This window comes from Pseudomonas oryzae (genome assembly GCF_900104805.1).
In the GTDB taxonomy this organism is placed as follows: Bacteria; Pseudomonadota; Gammaproteobacteria; order Pseudomonadales; family Pseudomonadaceae; genus Geopseudomonas; species Geopseudomonas oryzae.
Map to the genome: position 1 here is coordinate 1,719,399 of NZ_LT629751.1, position 14,107 is coordinate 1,733,505.

General features: G+C 68.5%; 17 protein-coding genes. 5 read left to right on the top strand and 12 right to left on the bottom strand.

What is annotated here, in order from left to right:
* Positions 1-5: 5 nt before the first annotated feature.
* From BLT78_RS07710 to BLT78_RS07730, 5 genes are all read left to right on the top strand, one after another.
* Complete coding sequence (locus tag BLT78_RS07710) at positions 6-1,748, top strand: bifunctional protein tyrosine phosphatase family protein/NAD(P)/FAD-dependent oxidoreductase (protein ID WP_090348412.1); 1,743 nt, start codon at positions 6-8, stop codon at positions 1,746-1,748.
* Positions 1,748-3,550: a SulP family inorganic anion transporter gene (locus BLT78_RS07715; protein ID WP_090348413.1), complete on the top strand. Its 1,803-nt coding sequence runs from the start codon at positions 1,748-1,750 to the stop codon at positions 3,548-3,550. The genes BLT78_RS07710 and BLT78_RS07715 overlap by 1 nt, the downstream gene beginning before the upstream one ends.
* Entirely contained in the window at positions 3,534-3,914 is a 381-nt protein-coding gene (locus BLT78_RS07720) for a rhodanese-like domain-containing protein (protein ID WP_090348414.1), read from the top strand. Before BLT78_RS07715 ends, BLT78_RS07720 begins: the two co-directional genes overlap by 17 nt.
* Positions 3,915-3,963: 49 nt before the next feature.
* Complete coding sequence (locus tag BLT78_RS07725) at positions 3,964-4,152, top strand: YgaP family membrane protein (RefSeq protein ID WP_090348415.1); 189 nt, start codon at positions 3,964-3,966, stop codon at positions 4,150-4,152.
* Positions 4,153-4,456: 304 nt separating this feature from the next.
* The gene (locus tag BLT78_RS07730) at positions 4,457-4,999 is read left to right on the top strand and encodes a hypothetical protein (protein ID WP_090348416.1); all 543 of its coding nucleotides are present in this window, start codon (positions 4,457-4,459) and stop codon (positions 4,997-4,999) included.
* 70 nt (positions 5,000-5,069) lie between these two features.
* On the opposite strand, the gene BLT78_RS07735 is transcribed toward BLT78_RS07730, so the two are convergent.
* The 12 genes from BLT78_RS07735 to BLT78_RS07790 form a co-directional block, all read right to left on the bottom strand.
* Positions 5,070-5,387 carry a hypothetical protein gene (locus tag BLT78_RS07735; protein WP_090348417.1) on the bottom strand — a complete coding sequence of 106 codons (318 nt, stop codon included), beginning with the start codon at positions 5,385-5,387 and terminating at the stop codon, positions 5,070-5,072.
* A 170-nt stretch (positions 5,388-5,557) separates the two neighbouring features.
* Positions 5,558-5,794 carry a hypothetical protein gene (locus tag BLT78_RS07740; protein ID WP_090348418.1) on the bottom strand — a complete coding sequence of 79 codons (237 nt, stop codon included), beginning with the start codon at positions 5,792-5,794 and terminating at the stop codon, positions 5,558-5,560.
* A gap of 133 nt (positions 5,795-5,927) precedes the next feature.
* A complete protein-coding gene (gene ahpF / locus BLT78_RS07745) occupies positions 5,928-7,484 on the bottom strand; it encodes an alkyl hydroperoxide reductase subunit F (RefSeq protein ID WP_090348419.1) in 1,557 nt (518 codons plus the stop codon).
* Between the two features lie 200 nt (positions 7,485-7,684).
* Positions 7,685-7,987: a cyd operon YbgE family protein gene (locus tag BLT78_RS07750; RefSeq protein ID WP_090348420.1), complete on the bottom strand. Its 303-nt coding sequence runs from the start codon at positions 7,985-7,987 to the stop codon at positions 7,685-7,687.
* Positions 7,971-8,087, bottom strand: a complete 117-nt coding sequence (cydX, locus tag BLT78_RS07755; protein WP_090348421.1) for a cytochrome bd-I oxidase subunit CydX — start codon at positions 8,085-8,087, stop codon at positions 7,971-7,973. Before cydX ends, BLT78_RS07750 begins: the two co-directional genes overlap by 17 nt.
* A gap of 102 nt (positions 8,088-8,189) precedes the next feature.
* Positions 8,190-9,332 (bottom strand): cytochrome d ubiquinol oxidase subunit II, encoded by a 1,143-nt coding sequence (cydB, locus tag BLT78_RS07760; RefSeq protein WP_090348422.1) that lies wholly within the window; start codon positions 9,330-9,332, stop codon positions 8,190-8,192.
* A 12-nt stretch (positions 9,333-9,344) separates the two neighbouring features.
* On the bottom strand, positions 9,345-10,919 hold the full coding sequence (locus tag BLT78_RS07765) for a cytochrome ubiquinol oxidase subunit I (protein WP_090348423.1): 1,575 nt from the start codon (positions 10,917-10,919) through the stop codon (positions 9,345-9,347).
* Positions 10,916-11,140: a cytochrome oxidase putative small subunit CydP gene (cydP, locus tag BLT78_RS07770; RefSeq protein WP_090348424.1), complete on the bottom strand. Its 225-nt coding sequence runs from the start codon at positions 11,138-11,140 to the stop codon at positions 10,916-10,918. Before cydP ends, BLT78_RS07765 begins: the two co-directional genes overlap by 4 nt.
* A 252-nt stretch (positions 11,141-11,392) precedes the next feature.
* Positions 11,393-12,715: an ATP-binding protein gene (locus BLT78_RS07775; protein WP_090348425.1), complete on the bottom strand. Its 1,323-nt coding sequence runs from the start codon at positions 12,713-12,715 to the stop codon at positions 11,393-11,395.
* Complete coding sequence (locus BLT78_RS07780) at positions 12,712-13,389, bottom strand: response regulator transcription factor (RefSeq protein WP_090348426.1); 678 nt, start codon at positions 13,387-13,389, stop codon at positions 12,712-12,714. The genes BLT78_RS07775 and BLT78_RS07780 overlap by 4 nt, the downstream gene beginning before the upstream one ends.
* Positions 13,389-13,694: a PepSY domain-containing protein gene (locus BLT78_RS07785; RefSeq protein ID WP_090348427.1), complete on the bottom strand. Its 306-nt coding sequence runs from the start codon at positions 13,692-13,694 to the stop codon at positions 13,389-13,391. Before BLT78_RS07785 ends, BLT78_RS07780 begins: the two co-directional genes overlap by 1 nt.
* Positions 13,694-14,002: a PepSY domain-containing protein gene (locus tag BLT78_RS07790; protein WP_090348428.1), complete on the bottom strand. Its 309-nt coding sequence runs from the start codon at positions 14,000-14,002 to the stop codon at positions 13,694-13,696. The genes BLT78_RS07785 and BLT78_RS07790 overlap by 1 nt, the downstream gene beginning before the upstream one ends.
* Between the last annotated feature and the right edge of the window lie 105 nt (positions 14,003-14,107).

The window sequence follows — 14,107 nt, forward strand, 5'->3', positions numbered from 1 at the left end:
ACAAGATGCAACCGATCAAGCGCCTGACCCCGTTCATCGCCGTGGCTGGCCAGCTCGAACCTGCCGACATGGGAGCCCTGGCCGCCAGCGGCTACCGCTGCGTGATCAACAACCGTCCGGACGACGAGGGCGAAGGCCAGCCCTCCAGCGCCACGCTGCGCACCGCGGCCGAGGCCTCCGGCCTGGAGTACCACCACCTGCCGGTGGTCTCCGGCCAGATCACCGACGAGGACGTCAGCGCCTTCCGCGAGCTGCTCGACCAGGTCAGGGGACCGGTGCTGGCCTTCTGCCGCACCGGCACCCGCTCGACCACCCTGTGGGCGCTGGCCGAGGCCCATCACCTGCATCCCGAGGCCCTGCTGGCCACCGCGAAGGAGGCCGGCTACGAGCTGGCCGCCCTGCAGCCGCGCCTCAAGCAGCGCTGGCAGACCCTGCCCAACCGGCCGCAGCCGGCGGCCGCCTACGCGCACACGCCGCGCTACGACGTACTGGTGATCGGCGGCGGCGCGGCCGGCTGCGCGGTCACCGCCAGCCTGCTCAAGCGCGACGCCGGCCTGCGCATCGCCATCGTCGAACCGCGCGACCAGCACTACTACCAGCCGGGCTGGACCCTGGTCGGTGCCGGGGTGTTCGACCGCGCGCGCACCGAGCGCGACATGGCCCGCTGCATCCCCGCCAAGGCGCAGTGGATCCGCGCCGCCGCGACGGCCTTCGAGCCGGAGCAGCAGCAGGTGGTGCTGGAGGACGGCAGCCGCCTCGGCTACCGGGCGCTGATCGTCTGCCCGGGGCTGAGCCTCAACTGGGATGCCATCGAGGGCGCCCGCGAGACCCTCGGCCGCAACGGCGTCTCCAGCAACTACGTGTTCGAACTGGCGCCCTACACCTGGCAGCAGGTGCAGGCCCTGCGCGGCGGCCGCGCACTGTTCACCCAGCCGCCGATGCCGATCAAGTGCGCCGGCGCACCGCAGAAGGCCATGTACCTGTCCTGCGACCACTGGCTGAAACAGGGCGTGCTGGGCAACATCCAGGTCGACTTCTGCTCGGCCGGCGCGGTGCTGTTCGGCGTCGCCGACTTCGTGCCGCCGCTGATGCAGTACGTCGAGCGCTACGGCGCCCACCTCCACTTCAACGAGACGCTGGTCAAGGTCGACGGCGAGGCGCACAAGGCCTGGTTCAAGGTCGCTGGCAGCGACGGCAGCAGCAGCCTGGTCGAGCGCGAGTTCGACTTCCTGCACATGGTGCCGCCGCAGCGCGCCCCGGAATTCATCCGCCAGAGCCCGCTGGCCAACGCCGATGGCTGGGTCGAGGCCGACCACGAGACCCTGCGCCATCCGCGCTACGGCAACATCTTCAGCCTCGGCGACGTGTGCGCCGCGCCCAATGCCAAGACCGCCGCGGCGGTGCGCAAGCAGGCGCCGGTGGTGGCCGAGAACGTCCACGGCGTGCTCGCCGGACGCGGTCCGCGGGCGATCTACGACGGCTACGGCTCCTGCCCGCTGACCGTCGAGCGCGGCAAGGTGATCCTCGCCGAGTTCGGCTACGGCGGCAAACTGCTGCCCAGCTTCCCTCTCGACCCGCGGGTACCGCGCCGCCTGGCCTGGGACCTGAAGACCAAGTGGATGCCCAGCATCTACTTCGACCTGATGCTCAAGGGCCACGAGTGGCTGGCCGAGCCGAAGCACCTGGACTTCGAACCACGCCCGGTGGAATCGCCCGCCGCCTGCGACTTTACCCAGGAGAAGAAGTGATGAACGAGCGGCTCGCCCGCTTCCTGCCGTGCCTGGAGTGGGCACGGCACTACGACCGCGAGGCAGCGGGCAAGGATGCCCTGGCCGCGCTGATCGTCACCCTGATGCTGATCCCGCAGAGCCTGGCCTACGCCATGCTCGCCGGGCTGCCGCCGGTCAACGGCCTGTACGCCAGCATCCTGCCACTGGTGGCCTACGCCCTGTTCGGCACCAGTCGTACCCTGGCGGTCGGCCCGGTGGCGGTGGTCTCGCTGATGACCGCCGCCGCGCTCGGCCCTCTGTTCGCCACGGGCAGCGCCGAATACGCCGGCGCCACCCTGCTGCTGGCCCTGCTCTCCGGTGTCCTGCTGCTGGCAATGGCGCTGCTGCGCCTGGGTTTTCTCGCCAACTTCCTCAGCCACCCGGTGATCTCCGGCTTCATCAGCGCCTCGGGCCTGCTCATCGCCCTCGGCCAGCTCAAGCACATCCTCGGCATCAGGATCGAGGGCGAAACCGCGCCGCAACTGCTTCACGGCCTGTATGGCGGCCTGCCCGCCACCCACCTGCCGACCCTGGCGATCGGCGGCGTGAGCGTGGTGTTCCTGTTCCTGGTGCGTAGCAGGCTCAGCGGCTGGCTGCAGGCCGCCGGCTTCACCCCACGCCTGGCCGGCCATCTGGCCAAGACCGGCCCGGTGGTCGCCCTGCTGGCCTCGGTACTGGTGGTCAGTCTGTTCGATCTGGCCAGCGCCGGCGTGCGCGTGGTCGGCGCCGTGCCCACCGGCCTGCCGGCGTTCAACCTGCCGCCGCTGGACCTGGCACTGGCACGTCAGCTGCTGCCGGCGGCGCTGCTGATCAGCCTGGTCGGCTTCGTCGAGTCGGTGTCGGTGGCGCAGACCCTGGCCGCCCAGCGCCGCCAGCGCATCGAGCCCAACCAGGAGCTGGTCGCCCTCGGCAGCGCCAACGTCGCCGCGGCGCTGAGCGGCGGCTTCCCGGTCACCGGCGGCTTCGCCCGCTCGGTGGTCAACTTCGACGCCGGCGCGCAGACCCCACTGGCCGGCGCGCTGACCGCCGTCGGCATCGCCGTCACCGTGCTGTTCTTCACTCCGCTGTTCCACAACCTGCCGCAGGCGGTGCTGGCCGCCACCATCATCGTCGCGGTACTCAGCCTGGTCGATCTCGGCGCGCTCCGGCGCACCTGGCGCTACTCGCGGCAGGACGCCGCCGCCATGGCCGCCACCATGCTCGGCGTGCTACTGATCGGCGTCGAGGCCGGCATCCTGCTCGGCGTCGGCCTGTCGCTGCTGCTGTTCCTCTGGCGCACCAGCAAGCCGCACATCGCCGTGGTCGGCCAGTTGCCGGGCAGCGAGCACTTCCGCAACGTCGAGCGCTTCGCCGTGGTGGAAAGCCCGCGGGTGCTGTCGGTGCGCGTCGACGAGAGCCTGTACTTCCCCAACGCGCGCTACCTGGAAGACCGCATCGCCGCGCTGGTCGCCCGCCATCCGCAGGTCGAGCACCTGGTGCTGATGTGCCCGGGGGTCAACCTGATCGACGCCAGCGCCCTGGAAAGCCTCAAGGCGATCAGCGTGCGCCTGCACGCCGCCGGCATCCAGCTGCACCTCTCCGAGGTCAAGGGCCCGGTGATGGACCGTCTCAAGCAGTCCGACTTCCTCGACCACTTCGGCGGCCGGGTGTTCATCAGCCAGTTCGAGGCGCTCGCCGAACTCGACCCGCAGACCACCCTGCAGGCCATCGCCCTGCGCCGCAACGGACTCCATGCCATTCCCACTCCACGACAGGAAAGCGACAGTGAAAAGCGCCCATGACCTGGTGGCCGAAGCCAAGGCCCGCATCCGTGAGATCGACCTCGACGCCGCCGACGCGGCGATCCGCGACGCCGACCTGCTGCTCGACGTGCGCGAGGCCGACGAATACCACGCCGGCCATGTTCCCGGCGCGGTGAACATTCCGCGCGGCCTGCTGGAGTTCAAGTTCAGCGCCACCCCGGAACTGTCATCCCGCGATCTGAAGATCGTGCTGTACTGCAAGACGAGCGGTCGCGCCGCGCTGGCCGCCTGCGCCCTGCACGACATGGGCTACCTGGACGTGCAGTCGATCGCCGGCGGCTTCGATGCCTGGAGCGCGGCCGGCAAGGCGGTGGTGACACCGAGCCTGCCGGCCTTCGAGTGACGGCGCTCGCCGGCACCCATGGATTCATCTCACCAAGGAGGCAATACCCATGCAGAAGAACGTTGGCGGCATCGACAAGATCGCCCGCATCCTGGTCGGCATCGCGCTGATCGTCTGGGCCATCGCCGGCGGCCCGGTCTGGGCCTGGATCGGCATCCTGCCGCTGGCCACCGGCCTGCTCGGCTGGTGCCCGGCCTACACTCTGCTCGGCATCAAGACCTGCCCGCTGAAGAAGTAGGCAGCCTGCACTGAGCCCTGCGGCCCCGGGATGACCGGCCGTCGGCGCTGCCCGTGCTACCAGGGGCGGCATGGGCGGTCGATGCCCGGCACTCGTCCTCGACCTGAACATCCGCGGTCAGGTCGTCGGCGCAGCGCCGATGGCCACCCTCGGCAGCCAATGGCTTGCGGAGCGGCTGAAGCCGACCCGCGTGGCGGAGAGCCGGGCCTCGACCGGCCATGCGGCGGTTGCAGGGGTGCGTGCGGCGCGGATGGTCTATGGTTGCACAAGAAAACAGGCGACAGATCCCGCGAGGAGCCCTCCCATGAAAGAGCGACTGGTGGAGCTGATTACCCTGATCAGTTCCGGATCCATGCGTGACGAAGACATCCAGCGCATTGCCGACGAAGCAGCCCGGGCCTATGCCGACCCACAGGCCTTCCTCGCGGCCAATCCGGGCATCGACCATGAGCCCGGCAGCCCGGTCCCGCTCGGCGAATCGGTACTGATCGACGGCCTGCCCGACGGCGTGCTGTTGCAGGCCAAGGGCGCCGACGAGCTGCTCCGGCAGATAACCGCCACCTTCGGCGCCGAGTCCGCCCTGCACCTCAAGGCCGACGAACTGGCCGGCGCCGAGTTGCTCGACGCACTGAAGCGCATCCAGATGGAGCTCAGCAGCCTGAATCCGGACGCCGGCGGCTACGAGCTGCTCGACTTCAGCGAGCCGCTGGAAACCGAGCTGCAGATGGTCCTGATCTATACCCGCGACCTGCCGCGGGTGATGGAGCTGACGATGGACCTCGGCATCTACGCGGCGCCGGCCTACGAGAGCCGCCTGACCGAACTGGGCGACGGCGAGGACGGCTGAGCCTTCACCCTCTCCGCCGGAGAGACTGTGCACCCTTGCCACCCGCCGCGGCGGGTGGCAGGGACAGTGCTCAGTAGAGGTAGTCGTTCTCGGTGGTCCGCTCACGGAACTCGCCGTAGTGCACCGCATCGCTGAACAGCAGCTCGCCGCTGATCTCGCCGGGCAGTACGTCCGCCGGGCAGAAGCCGTCGTTGCACGCCACGTCCACCACCCAGCAGCCGCGCATGAAGGTCACCTTGTAACCGTCCCGTTGCAGCGCAGCCTCGGCGCGCTCCAACGCCTCGCGCAGGTCGTTGGCGCCGACGTAGACGTTGACATGCGCCCCCAGAAAATCCCCCGCCGGAGACGGCCCGACCTCGGCGCCGACACAGAACAGATGGTTCTTCATTTGCACTCTCCTTCTGGCTCTCGGATTGACTTCACCTGTCGCCAGCCGGGGCCTTGCACCGCCGGCCGCAAAGAACTCAACGCAAGCATGGCACAGGTACAGGCTGCTGGTACGAAGTGCAAACCGATGCGGTGTTGCAAGCCACGACAGCCCCGGCAGGCCAGGTCGCTTCAACCACCCAGCGGCCGCAGTCCACGCGCGTAGTAGAACAGGAACAGATTCTGCAGCAGTTCCTTGAGCACCGACGGCTCGCTGCTGCTCAGGCTGGCCAGGTCCAGATCGCCCTGCTCCTGCAATTCGGCGATGGCCTGTGGGTCGAACTGGGCGCAGACCCGGCCGCTGTCGCGGTCGAGAATGCGCAGCCAGGGTTGCGGGCGGTCCAGCCAGGCATCGATCAGAAAGGTCATGGCAGCACTCCTGTGAGGAAACCTCAAATGAGATTAATTCCTATCTAAAGATTAGCCAAGTCCCTTGCATCCGCCGTTACAAAAAACGCCCGCCCCGGTCTGGCCGGAGCGGGCGCTCTGGGGTGCCTGGCGATCAGCCCTGACGGATCAGGTGGTCGAAGGCGGAGAGCGCGGCCTTGGCCCCCTCGCCGACGGCGATGACGATCTGCTTGTACGGCACGGTGGTCACGTCGCCGGCGGCGAACACGCCGGGCACGCTGGTCTGGCCCTTGGCGTCGACCACGATCTCGCCGAAGCGGGAGAGCTCCAGGGTGCCCTTCAGCCAGTCGCTGTTGGGCAGCAGGCCGATCTGCACGAAGATGCCTTCCAGCGCGACCTCGTGTACCGCGTCGTTGTGGCGGTCCTTGTAGACCAGCCCGGTGACCTTCTGGCCGTCGCCCTGCACCTCGGTGGTCTGCGCCATGGTGATCACGGTGACGTTGGCCAGGCTGCGCAGCTTGTTCTGCAGCACCGCGTCGGCGCGCAGCTGCTCGCCGAACTCCAGCAGGGTGACGTGGGCGACGATGCCGGCCAGGTCGATGGCCGCCTCGACGCCGGAGTTGCCGCCGCCGATCACCGCCACGCGCTTGCCCTTGAACAGCGGGCCGTCGCAGTGCGGGCAGTAGGCCACGCCGCGGCCTCGGTACTCCTGCTCGCCCGGCACGTTCATCTCGCGCCAGCGCGCGCCGGTGGCGAGGATCACGGTCCTGGCTTTCAGCTCGCCGCCGTTGTCGAACTGCACGGTGTGCAGGCCGTCGCCGGTTTCGGCCGGGATCAGCTTGCTGGCGCGCTGCAGGTTGATGATGTCGACCTCGTACTGGCGCACGTGCTCTTCCAGCGCGCGGGCCAGTTTCGGGCCTTCGGTTTCCGGCACCGAGATGAAGTTCTCGATGGCCATGGTGTCCAGCACCTGGCCACCGAAGCGCTCGGCGGCGACGCCGGTGCGGATGCCCTTGCGCGCGGCGTAGATGGCCGCCGAAGCGCCGGCCGGGCCGCCGCCGACCACCAGCACGTCGAAGGCGGTCCTGGCGTTGAGCTTCTCGGCGTCGCGGGCGCCGGCGCCGGTGTCCAGCTTGGCGAGGATCTCCTCGACGCCCATGCGGCCGGCGCCGAAGGATTCGCCGTTGAGGTAGACGCTCGGCACCGCCATGATCTGGCGCTGGTTCACCTCGTCCTGGAACAGCGCGCCGTCGATGGCCACGTGCTTGATGCGCGGGTTGAGCACCGCCATCAGGTTGAGCGCCTGCACCACGTCCGGGCAGTTGTGGCAGGACAGCGAGTAGTAGGTTTCGAACTGGTAGTCGCCGTCGAGCGCCTTGATCTGCGCGATCTGCTCGTCGGAAATCTTCGGCGGATGGCCGCCGACCTGCAGCAGGGCCAGCACCAGCGAGGTGAACTCGTGGCCCAGCGGGATGCCGGCGAAGCGCGGGCCGATCTCCTGGCCGTCGCGGCGGAAGCCGAACGAAGGCTTGCGTGCGTCCTGGCCTGCGGTGTTCAGGGCGATCTTGTCGCTCAGGCCGTTGATGTCCTCGAGCAGGGCGAGCAGCTCGCGGGACGTCTCACCGTCGTCCAGGGACGCGACGATCTCGAACGGCTGGGTGACCTTTTCGAGGTAGGCCTTCAACTGGGCTTTCAGGTTGGCGTCGAGCATGCTGGCAATATTCCTCTGCAAATCGGGGTTGATCTGTTTCAGATTAGGGGAGATGCCTGCCGTTGGGGTTGCCCGCGATCAGTGTTCAGGGTTGCCGAACGGTACTGTCGGGCTGGCTTGGCTGGCGGCTTGGCAAACATCCTACGACCGTCTGTCCGTCAATCCCATTTGATTGATTCAAGCCGTTCGATTGAACATTCCTATTGAAGCGCCGCCCGCCCGAGAAGCGCGTAACCGAGCAGCATGAGCAGCCAGCCGCCCAGCGGGTGGAACACCGTGCGCCACAACCGGCTGTACGGATCGAAGCCGACGCCGTGGATGAAGCCGCTGGAAATGCCCCACATCACCAGCATCAGCAGGCCGTGGCTGTAGCGGCCCTCGGCGTCGAGCATGGCGGCGGGATGGATCAGCAGCACCAGCGCCAGCGGCGCGGCGAGCAGCAGGGAGACCGCGCGGCTGCTGCCGCGCTGCAGCCAGGGACGGGGCTCAGCGGTCACCCGCATCGCCCTCGTCGAGGTCCTGGGTGGTTTCCAGCCACAGTGCGTTGACGATGCCGAAGCTGCAGGCCAGCAGCACGCCGAGAATCCAGGCGAAGTACCACATCTGTCGTTCTCCTTGGCCCGGGTGGGCACTGATCGAGTAGGGTGCGCTGCGCGCACCGGGAAACCGCCGAGCCCCATGGTGCGCATGGCGCACCCTACAGGCTCAGTACAACCCGTGCGGGTTGCTCTCGATGGTCTGGTCGGTCAGCCGGCCCCACATGCGGGTGTAGCACCACAGGGTGTAGAGCAGGATCAGCGGCACGAAGATGCCCGCCACCACCAGCATGATGCCCAGGGTCTTGTGGCTGGACACCGCGTCCCACACGGTCAGGCTCGACGCCGGGTCGAGACTCGACGGAAAGACGAAGGGGAACAGCGCAAAGCCCGCGGTGCAGAGGGTGCCGACGATGGCCAGGCTGCTGCCGAGGAAGGCCACGCCGCCGCGGTTGAACAGCGCACCGAGCAGCGCCAGCACGCCGCCGGCCAGGCCCGCCAGCGGGGCGAATCGGGTCAGCGGGTACTGCGCGTAGTTGGCCAGCCAGCCGCTGTTGTCCAGGCTCACCTGCTTGTGCAGCGGGTTGAGCGCCGCGCCAAGATCACCGAAGCCGCCGACCAGACTGAAGCCCTGGATGCCCAGCACCAGCCAGGTGCCGGCGGCGGCGAAGCTCAGCAGGTACGCCAGCGCGCACAGCTGGGTGGCCTGGCGCGAGCGCTGGTGCAGGTCGGCGTCGGTGCGCAGCATCAGCCAGGCGCCGCCGTGGGCGCACAGCATGCTCAGGCTGACCACTCCGGCGAGCAGGGCGAACGGGTGCAGCAGGGCGAAGAACGAACCCTCGTAGGTCGAGCGCATCAGCTCGTCGAGGCGGAACGGCAGGCCGAGGAACAGGTTGCCGAAGGCCACGCCGAACAGCAGCGCAGGCAGAGCGCCACCGACGAACAGCGCCCAGTCCCAGGCGCCGCGCCATTTCCGGTTCTCCAGCTTGCTGCGATAGTCGAAGCCGACCGGGCGGCAGAACAGCGCGAACAGCACCAGCAGCATCGCCCAGTACAGCCCGGAGAAGGCCACCGCGTAGACCATCGGCCAGGCGGCGAACAGCGCGCCGCCGGCGGTGATGAACCACACCTGGTTGCCGTCCCAGTGCGGGGCGATGGTGTTGATCGCCACCCGGCGCTCGTTGTCGGTCTTGCCGACGAAGGGCATCAGCGCCATGGCGCCCATGTCGAAGCCGTCGGTGAGGGCGAAGCCGATCAGCAGCACGCCGATCAGCACCCACCAGATGAGTTTCAGGGTTTCGTAATCGAACATGGCGATCTCTCCTCAGGCCCTGGCCGCTGGCGCGCCGGCCAGGCGCTCGAAGTGGTAGCGTCCGGTGTGCAGGCTGGACGGGCCGAGACGGGCGAACTTGATCATCAGGTACATCTCCACCACCAGCAGCAGGCTGTAGAAGGCGATCAGCGCGATCAGCGAGCCCCAGACGTCGCCGGCGCTCAGGCTGGAGGCCGACAGGTGGGTCGGCAGCACCTCGCCGATCGACCACGGCTGGCGACCGTGCTCGGCCACGTACCAGCCGGTCTGCGCCGCGATCCACGGCAGCGGCAGGCTGAGCAGCGCCCACTTGAGCAGCCAGGGCTTGCTCTCCTCGTTCTTCTTCGCCGAGGCCCAGAAGGCGCAGGCGAACAGCGCCAGCATCAGGAAGCCCGAGGCGACCATGGCGCGGAAGCTCCAGAACAGGCTGAACACGTGGGGAATGGTGTCCCTGGCGGCCAGCCGGATCTGCTCCTCGCTGGCATCGACCACGTTCGGCGTGTACTTCTTCAGCAGCAGGCCGTAGCCCAGATCGTGCTTGACCGCTTCGAAGGCAGCTATGGTTTCCGCGCTCTGGTCGCCGCCGCGCAGCCGTTCGAGCAGCGCGTAAGCGCCCATGCCGTTGCGGATGCGCAGCTCGTGCTCGGCGATCAGGTCCTTGATGCCCTTGACCTCCTCGTCCAGCGAGCGGGTGGCGATCAGGCCGAGCACCCAGGGAATCTTCACCGCGTAGTCGGTGCGCATCTCCTCCTGGTTGGGCAGACCGAACAGGGTGAAGCCGGCCGGCGCCGGGTGGGTCTCCCACTCGGACTCGATGGCGGCGAGCTTGGTCTTCTGCACGTCGCCGATCTCGTAGCCGGATTCGTCGCCGAGGACGATCACCGAGAGGATCGAGGCCAGACCGAAGGCCGAGGCGATGGCGAACGAGCGGCGGGCGAAGCCCAGATCGCGCTTCTTCAGCAGGTACCAGCTGGAGATCGCCAGCACGAAGATCGCCCCGGTGACGTAGCCGGCCGCCACGGTGTGCACGAACTTGACCTGCGCCACCGGGTTGAAGATCAGCGCGGCGAAATCGACCAGCTCCATGCGCATGGTCTGGTAGTTGAACTCGGCGCCGACCGGGTTCTGCATCCAGCCGTTGGCGATCAGGATCCACAGCGCCGACAGGTTGGAGCCCAGCGCCACCAGCCAGGTGACCACCAGGTGCTGCACCTTCGACAGGCGGTCCCAGCCGAAGAAGAACAGGCCGATGAAGGTGGATTCGAGGAAGAACGCCATCAGCCCCTCGATGGCCAGCGGCGCGCCGAAGATGTCGCCGACGTAGTGGCTGTAGTAGGCCCAGTTGGTGCCGAACTGGAACTCCATGGTCAGCCCGGTGGTGACGCCGAGGGCAAAGTTGATGCCGAACAGCTTGCCCCAGAACTTGACCATGTCCTGGTACACCTGCTTGCCGGTCATCACGTAGACCGACTCCATGATCGCCAGCAGGAAGGCCAGCCCGAGCGTCAGCGGCACGAACAGGAAGTGGTACATCGCGGTCATGGCGAATTGCAGACGCGACAGGTCGACGACGGCTTCCGAGATCATCTCGGCTCCTCCTCGTTCAGGGATGCGGGTGATGCGGGTGCGGTTTGCGGGGTGCCGAGCAGACGCTCGCTGACCCGGGCGCTGCCGTTTTCCGGCACCGTGGGCTCGGTGAACCAGACCGCCTTGATGGTCAGCAGGATGGCCAGCTTGACCAGCAGGATGATGCCGATCTCGCGCACCAGCGGGATGCGCCAGGGCGACTGCGGGGGGACTTGCGGCATGACGACAGCTCCTCAGCCGGCGGACGCCAATCCGGAGGTCCGGCGATCCGGCGATCCGGCGGCGACCAGTAATCCACTCTAGTCGCTGTGCGGAACACCGCTGGCGTGCGGGCTGCAGCCATCATACTCCCCCAGGTATGACGAAAGACCGAGCGAGACACTTGGTCGCAGCAGGGAGCGCAAGGCCTGCGTAGGGGCGAATTCATTCGCCAGCGTGGCCCCGGTCAGGCGAATGAATTCGCCCCTACAGGATCACGCGAGCGCGCGACGCGGCAGGCGCAGCCGCGCGCACAGCCCGCCGAGCGTGGCGCTGTCCTCCAGGCTCAGGCTGCCGCCGCAGGCCTGGGCGATGTCGCGGACGATGGCCAGGCCGAGGCCGTGGCCGGCCACCTGCTCGTCGAGGCGATTGCCTCGGGCGATCACCGCGTCGCGCTGCTCCGGGGCGATGCCCGGCCCATCGTCCTCGACGCACAGCCAGTAGCCTTCAGCATCCGCACCCGCGCTGACCTGCACGGCGCTGTCGGCCCACTTGCAGGCGTTGTCCAGCAGGTTGCCGAGCGCCTCCAGCAGATCCTCGCGGTCCCAGGGCAGGCGCAGTCCCTCCGGCGCCTGCCAGTCGATGTCGACGTGCGGGTGGATCTGCCGGAGGGTCGCGCACAGCGCCGGCAGCTCGACGCCGCAGTCGAAGTGCGCGCCGGGCAGCGCCTCGCCGGCCAGACGCGCGCGGCCCAGCTCGCGGGCCAGGCGCTGCTCGATCTGCTCCAGCTGCTCGCGCAGGGTGGCGCGCAGTTCCGGCTGGCCACGCAGCTCCTCGCGATTGGCCAGGCTGACCAGCACCGCCAGCGGCGTCTTCAGCGCGTGGCCGAGGTTGCCGAGGGCGTGGCGCGAGCGCTTGAGGGTCTCCTCGGTATGGTGCAGCAGGTGGTTGATCTGCCCGACCAGCGGCTCCAGCTCGGCCGGCACGCGGCTGTCCAGCGCGCCGAGGCGGCCGGCCTGCAGCTCGGCGATCTGCGCGCGCACCCGCTCCAGCGGCGCCAGCGCGCGGCGCATGGTCAGCCACTGCAGCAGCAGCGCCAGCAGCAGGCCGCCGACACCGAGGCCGAGGCCCAGCCAGCGGATGCGCGCCAGGCTCGCCAGCACCGGGCTGTAGTCCTGCGCCACGCTGATGGAGAAGTGCTGCCCGAAACGGCGGAAGTCGCCACGGTAGACCAGCAGGCGCTGACCCTCGATGCCGTCCACCAGTTCGGGCGCCAGGCCCTTGCGCGGCGGCCGCGGCAGCTCGCTGTCCCACAGCGAGCGCGAACGCCAGACATTCTCGGCGAAGTCGATGCGGAAATAGCGCCCCGAGAAGGTGCGCTGGTAGGCCGGGTGCAGGCGCCGCTCGTCCAGCTGCACGCCCTCCTCGCCGCGCACCAGGGCGATCAGCAGGGTCTCCGCCTCGTCCTGCAGGTTGCTCTCGTGGTAGCGGCGCAGGCCGCTGTCGAGCAGCCACAGGCTGCCCTGCAGCAGGGCGAGCACGACCACCACCAGGGTGGCAGCGAGGCCGAGGCCGAGACGGCTCTGGATCGACCTCACCCGCCCTGCTCCGCGTCGCCGGCGTAGCGGTAGCCCTGGCCACGGCGCGTCTCGATCACGCCGCGGCCGAGCTTGCGGCGCAGGTGGTTGACGTGCACCTCGATGACGTTGGACTCGCGTTCGCTCTCGCCGTCGTAGAGGTGCTCGGTGAGCTGGGTCTTGGAGAGGATCTGCCCCGGATGCAGCATGAAGTAGCGCAGCAGGCGGAATTCGGCGCCGCTCAGGGCGATCTCCTCGTCACCGCGGCGCACGCACTGGCGCGCCTCGTCGAGGGCGAGGCCGGCGGCCTTCAGTTCGCTCTGGTTGGCCACGCCGTGGGCGCGGCGCAGCAGCGCCTGGATGCGCAGGGCCAGCTCCTCGGGATGGAAGGGCTTGCTCAGGTAGTCGTCGGCGCCGGCCTTGAGCCCATCGATGCGCTCGGCCCAACTGCCGCGCGCGGTGAGGATCAGCACCGGGGTGGCCAGACCGTCGGCGCGCCAGCGGCGCAATACGTCGAGCCCCGGCATGCCAGGCAGGCCGAGGTCGAGGACCACCAGGTCGTAGGGTTCGGTGGCGCCCTGCACCAGGGCGTCGCGGCCGTCGGCCAGCCAGTCCACGGCGTAGCCCTGGCGGCCGAGATCGGCGAGCAGTTCGTCGGCGAGCGCGACGTTGTCTTCCACCAGCAGCAGGCGCATCAGTCGTCCTCCTCGTCCTTGAGGATGCGGCCGGTCACCGCATCCAGCTCCAGTTCGCGCACCTGCCCACCGTCGGTGAGCAGCTCGACCTCGTAGACGTAGCGGTCGTCCTCCTCCTCCAGCTCGGCCTCCAGCAGGCGCGCGCCGGGGTAGCGCTGCATGGCCTGCTGCAGCAACTGCTGCAGCGGCTGGATCACGCCCTCCTGGCGCAGGCGCAGGGCCTCGTCCTGGTCGAGATCGCGGGCCTGTGCCGAGGCGATCAGGCACAGGGTCAATCCGGCGATGAAGGGCGTGGTCTTGATCATCAGTCGTCCTGGTGGTCCTTGAGGATCTGGGCATTGGTGGCATCCAGCTCCAGATCCCACTGCACGCCCTGGGCGTCACGCAGTTCGACCTGGTAGACGTAGCGGCCGTATTCCTCTTCCAGCTCGGTTTCCTCGACGGTGGAACCCGGGTGCTTGGCGATGGCCGCGGCGTTGAGCTTGTCGAAGGACATGATGGTACCCGCATCGCGCAGTTTCAGCGCCTCGTCCGGGCCGAGATCACGTGCCTGGGCAACGCCGGCGGTGGCGGCGATCAGGGCGGTGGCAAGCAGGGCGGTCAGTTTTTTCATCTTCGATCTCCTGGGGAGTGAGTGGCTTTCGATGGGCTCACTCTAGCCCTCGGCGATTAATTGAAACTGAATAGCCGCCGACACCCGGCGCACGGCGATCTGTAG

Bases quoted from the DNA above. Each gene is read 5' to 3' on its own strand.
- cydP (WP_090348424.1), bottom strand. From the start codon at position 11,140: ATGCCGCAAGTCCCCCCGCAGTCGCCCTGGCGCATCCCGCTGGTGCGC.
- BLT78_RS07780 (WP_090348426.1), bottom strand. From the start codon at position 13,389: ATGCGCCTGCTGCTGGTGGAAGACAACGTCGCGCTCGCCGACGAACTG.
- ahpF (WP_090348419.1), bottom strand. From the start codon at position 7,484: ATGCTCGACGCCAACCTGAAAGCCCAGTTGAAGGCCTACCTCGAAAAG.
- BLT78_RS07765 (WP_090348423.1), bottom strand. From the start codon at position 10,919: ATGATCTCGGAAGCCGTCGTCGACCTGTCGCGTCTGCAATTCGCCATG.
- cydB (WP_090348422.1), bottom strand. From the start codon at position 9,332: ATGTTCGATTACGAAACCCTGAAACTCATCTGGTGGGTGCTGATCGGC.
- cydX (WP_090348421.1), bottom strand. From the start codon at position 8,087: ATGTGGTACTTCGCCTGGATTCTCGGCGTGCTGCTGGCCTGCAGCTTC.
- BLT78_RS07735 (WP_090348417.1), bottom strand. From the start codon at position 5,387: ATGAAGAACCATCTGTTCTGTGTCGGCGCCGAGGTCGGGCCGTCTCCG.
- BLT78_RS07790 (WP_090348428.1), bottom strand. From the start codon at position 14,002: ATGAAAAAACTGACCGCCCTGCTTGCCACCGCCCTGATCGCCGCCACC.
- BLT78_RS07785 (WP_090348427.1), bottom strand. From the start codon at position 13,694: ATGATCAAGACCACGCCCTTCATCGCCGGATTGACCCTGTGCCTGATC.
- BLT78_RS07710 (WP_090348412.1), top strand. From the start codon at position 6: ATGCAACCGATCAAGCGCCTGACCCCGTTCATCGCCGTGGCTGGCCAG.
- BLT78_RS07715 (WP_090348413.1), top strand. From the start codon at position 1,748: ATGAACGAGCGGCTCGCCCGCTTCCTGCCGTGCCTGGAGTGGGCACGG.
- BLT78_RS07725 (WP_090348415.1), top strand. From the start codon at position 3,964: ATGCAGAAGAACGTTGGCGGCATCGACAAGATCGCCCGCATCCTGGTC.
- BLT78_RS07730 (WP_090348416.1), top strand. From the start codon at position 4,457: ATGAAAGAGCGACTGGTGGAGCTGATTACCCTGATCAGTTCCGGATCC.
- BLT78_RS07740 (WP_090348418.1), bottom strand. From the start codon at position 5,794: ATGACCTTTCTGATCGATGCCTGGCTGGACCGCCCGCAACCCTGGCTG.
- BLT78_RS07750 (WP_090348420.1), bottom strand. From the start codon at position 7,987: ATGCGGGTGACCGCTGAGCCCCGTCCCTGGCTGCAGCGCGGCAGCAGC.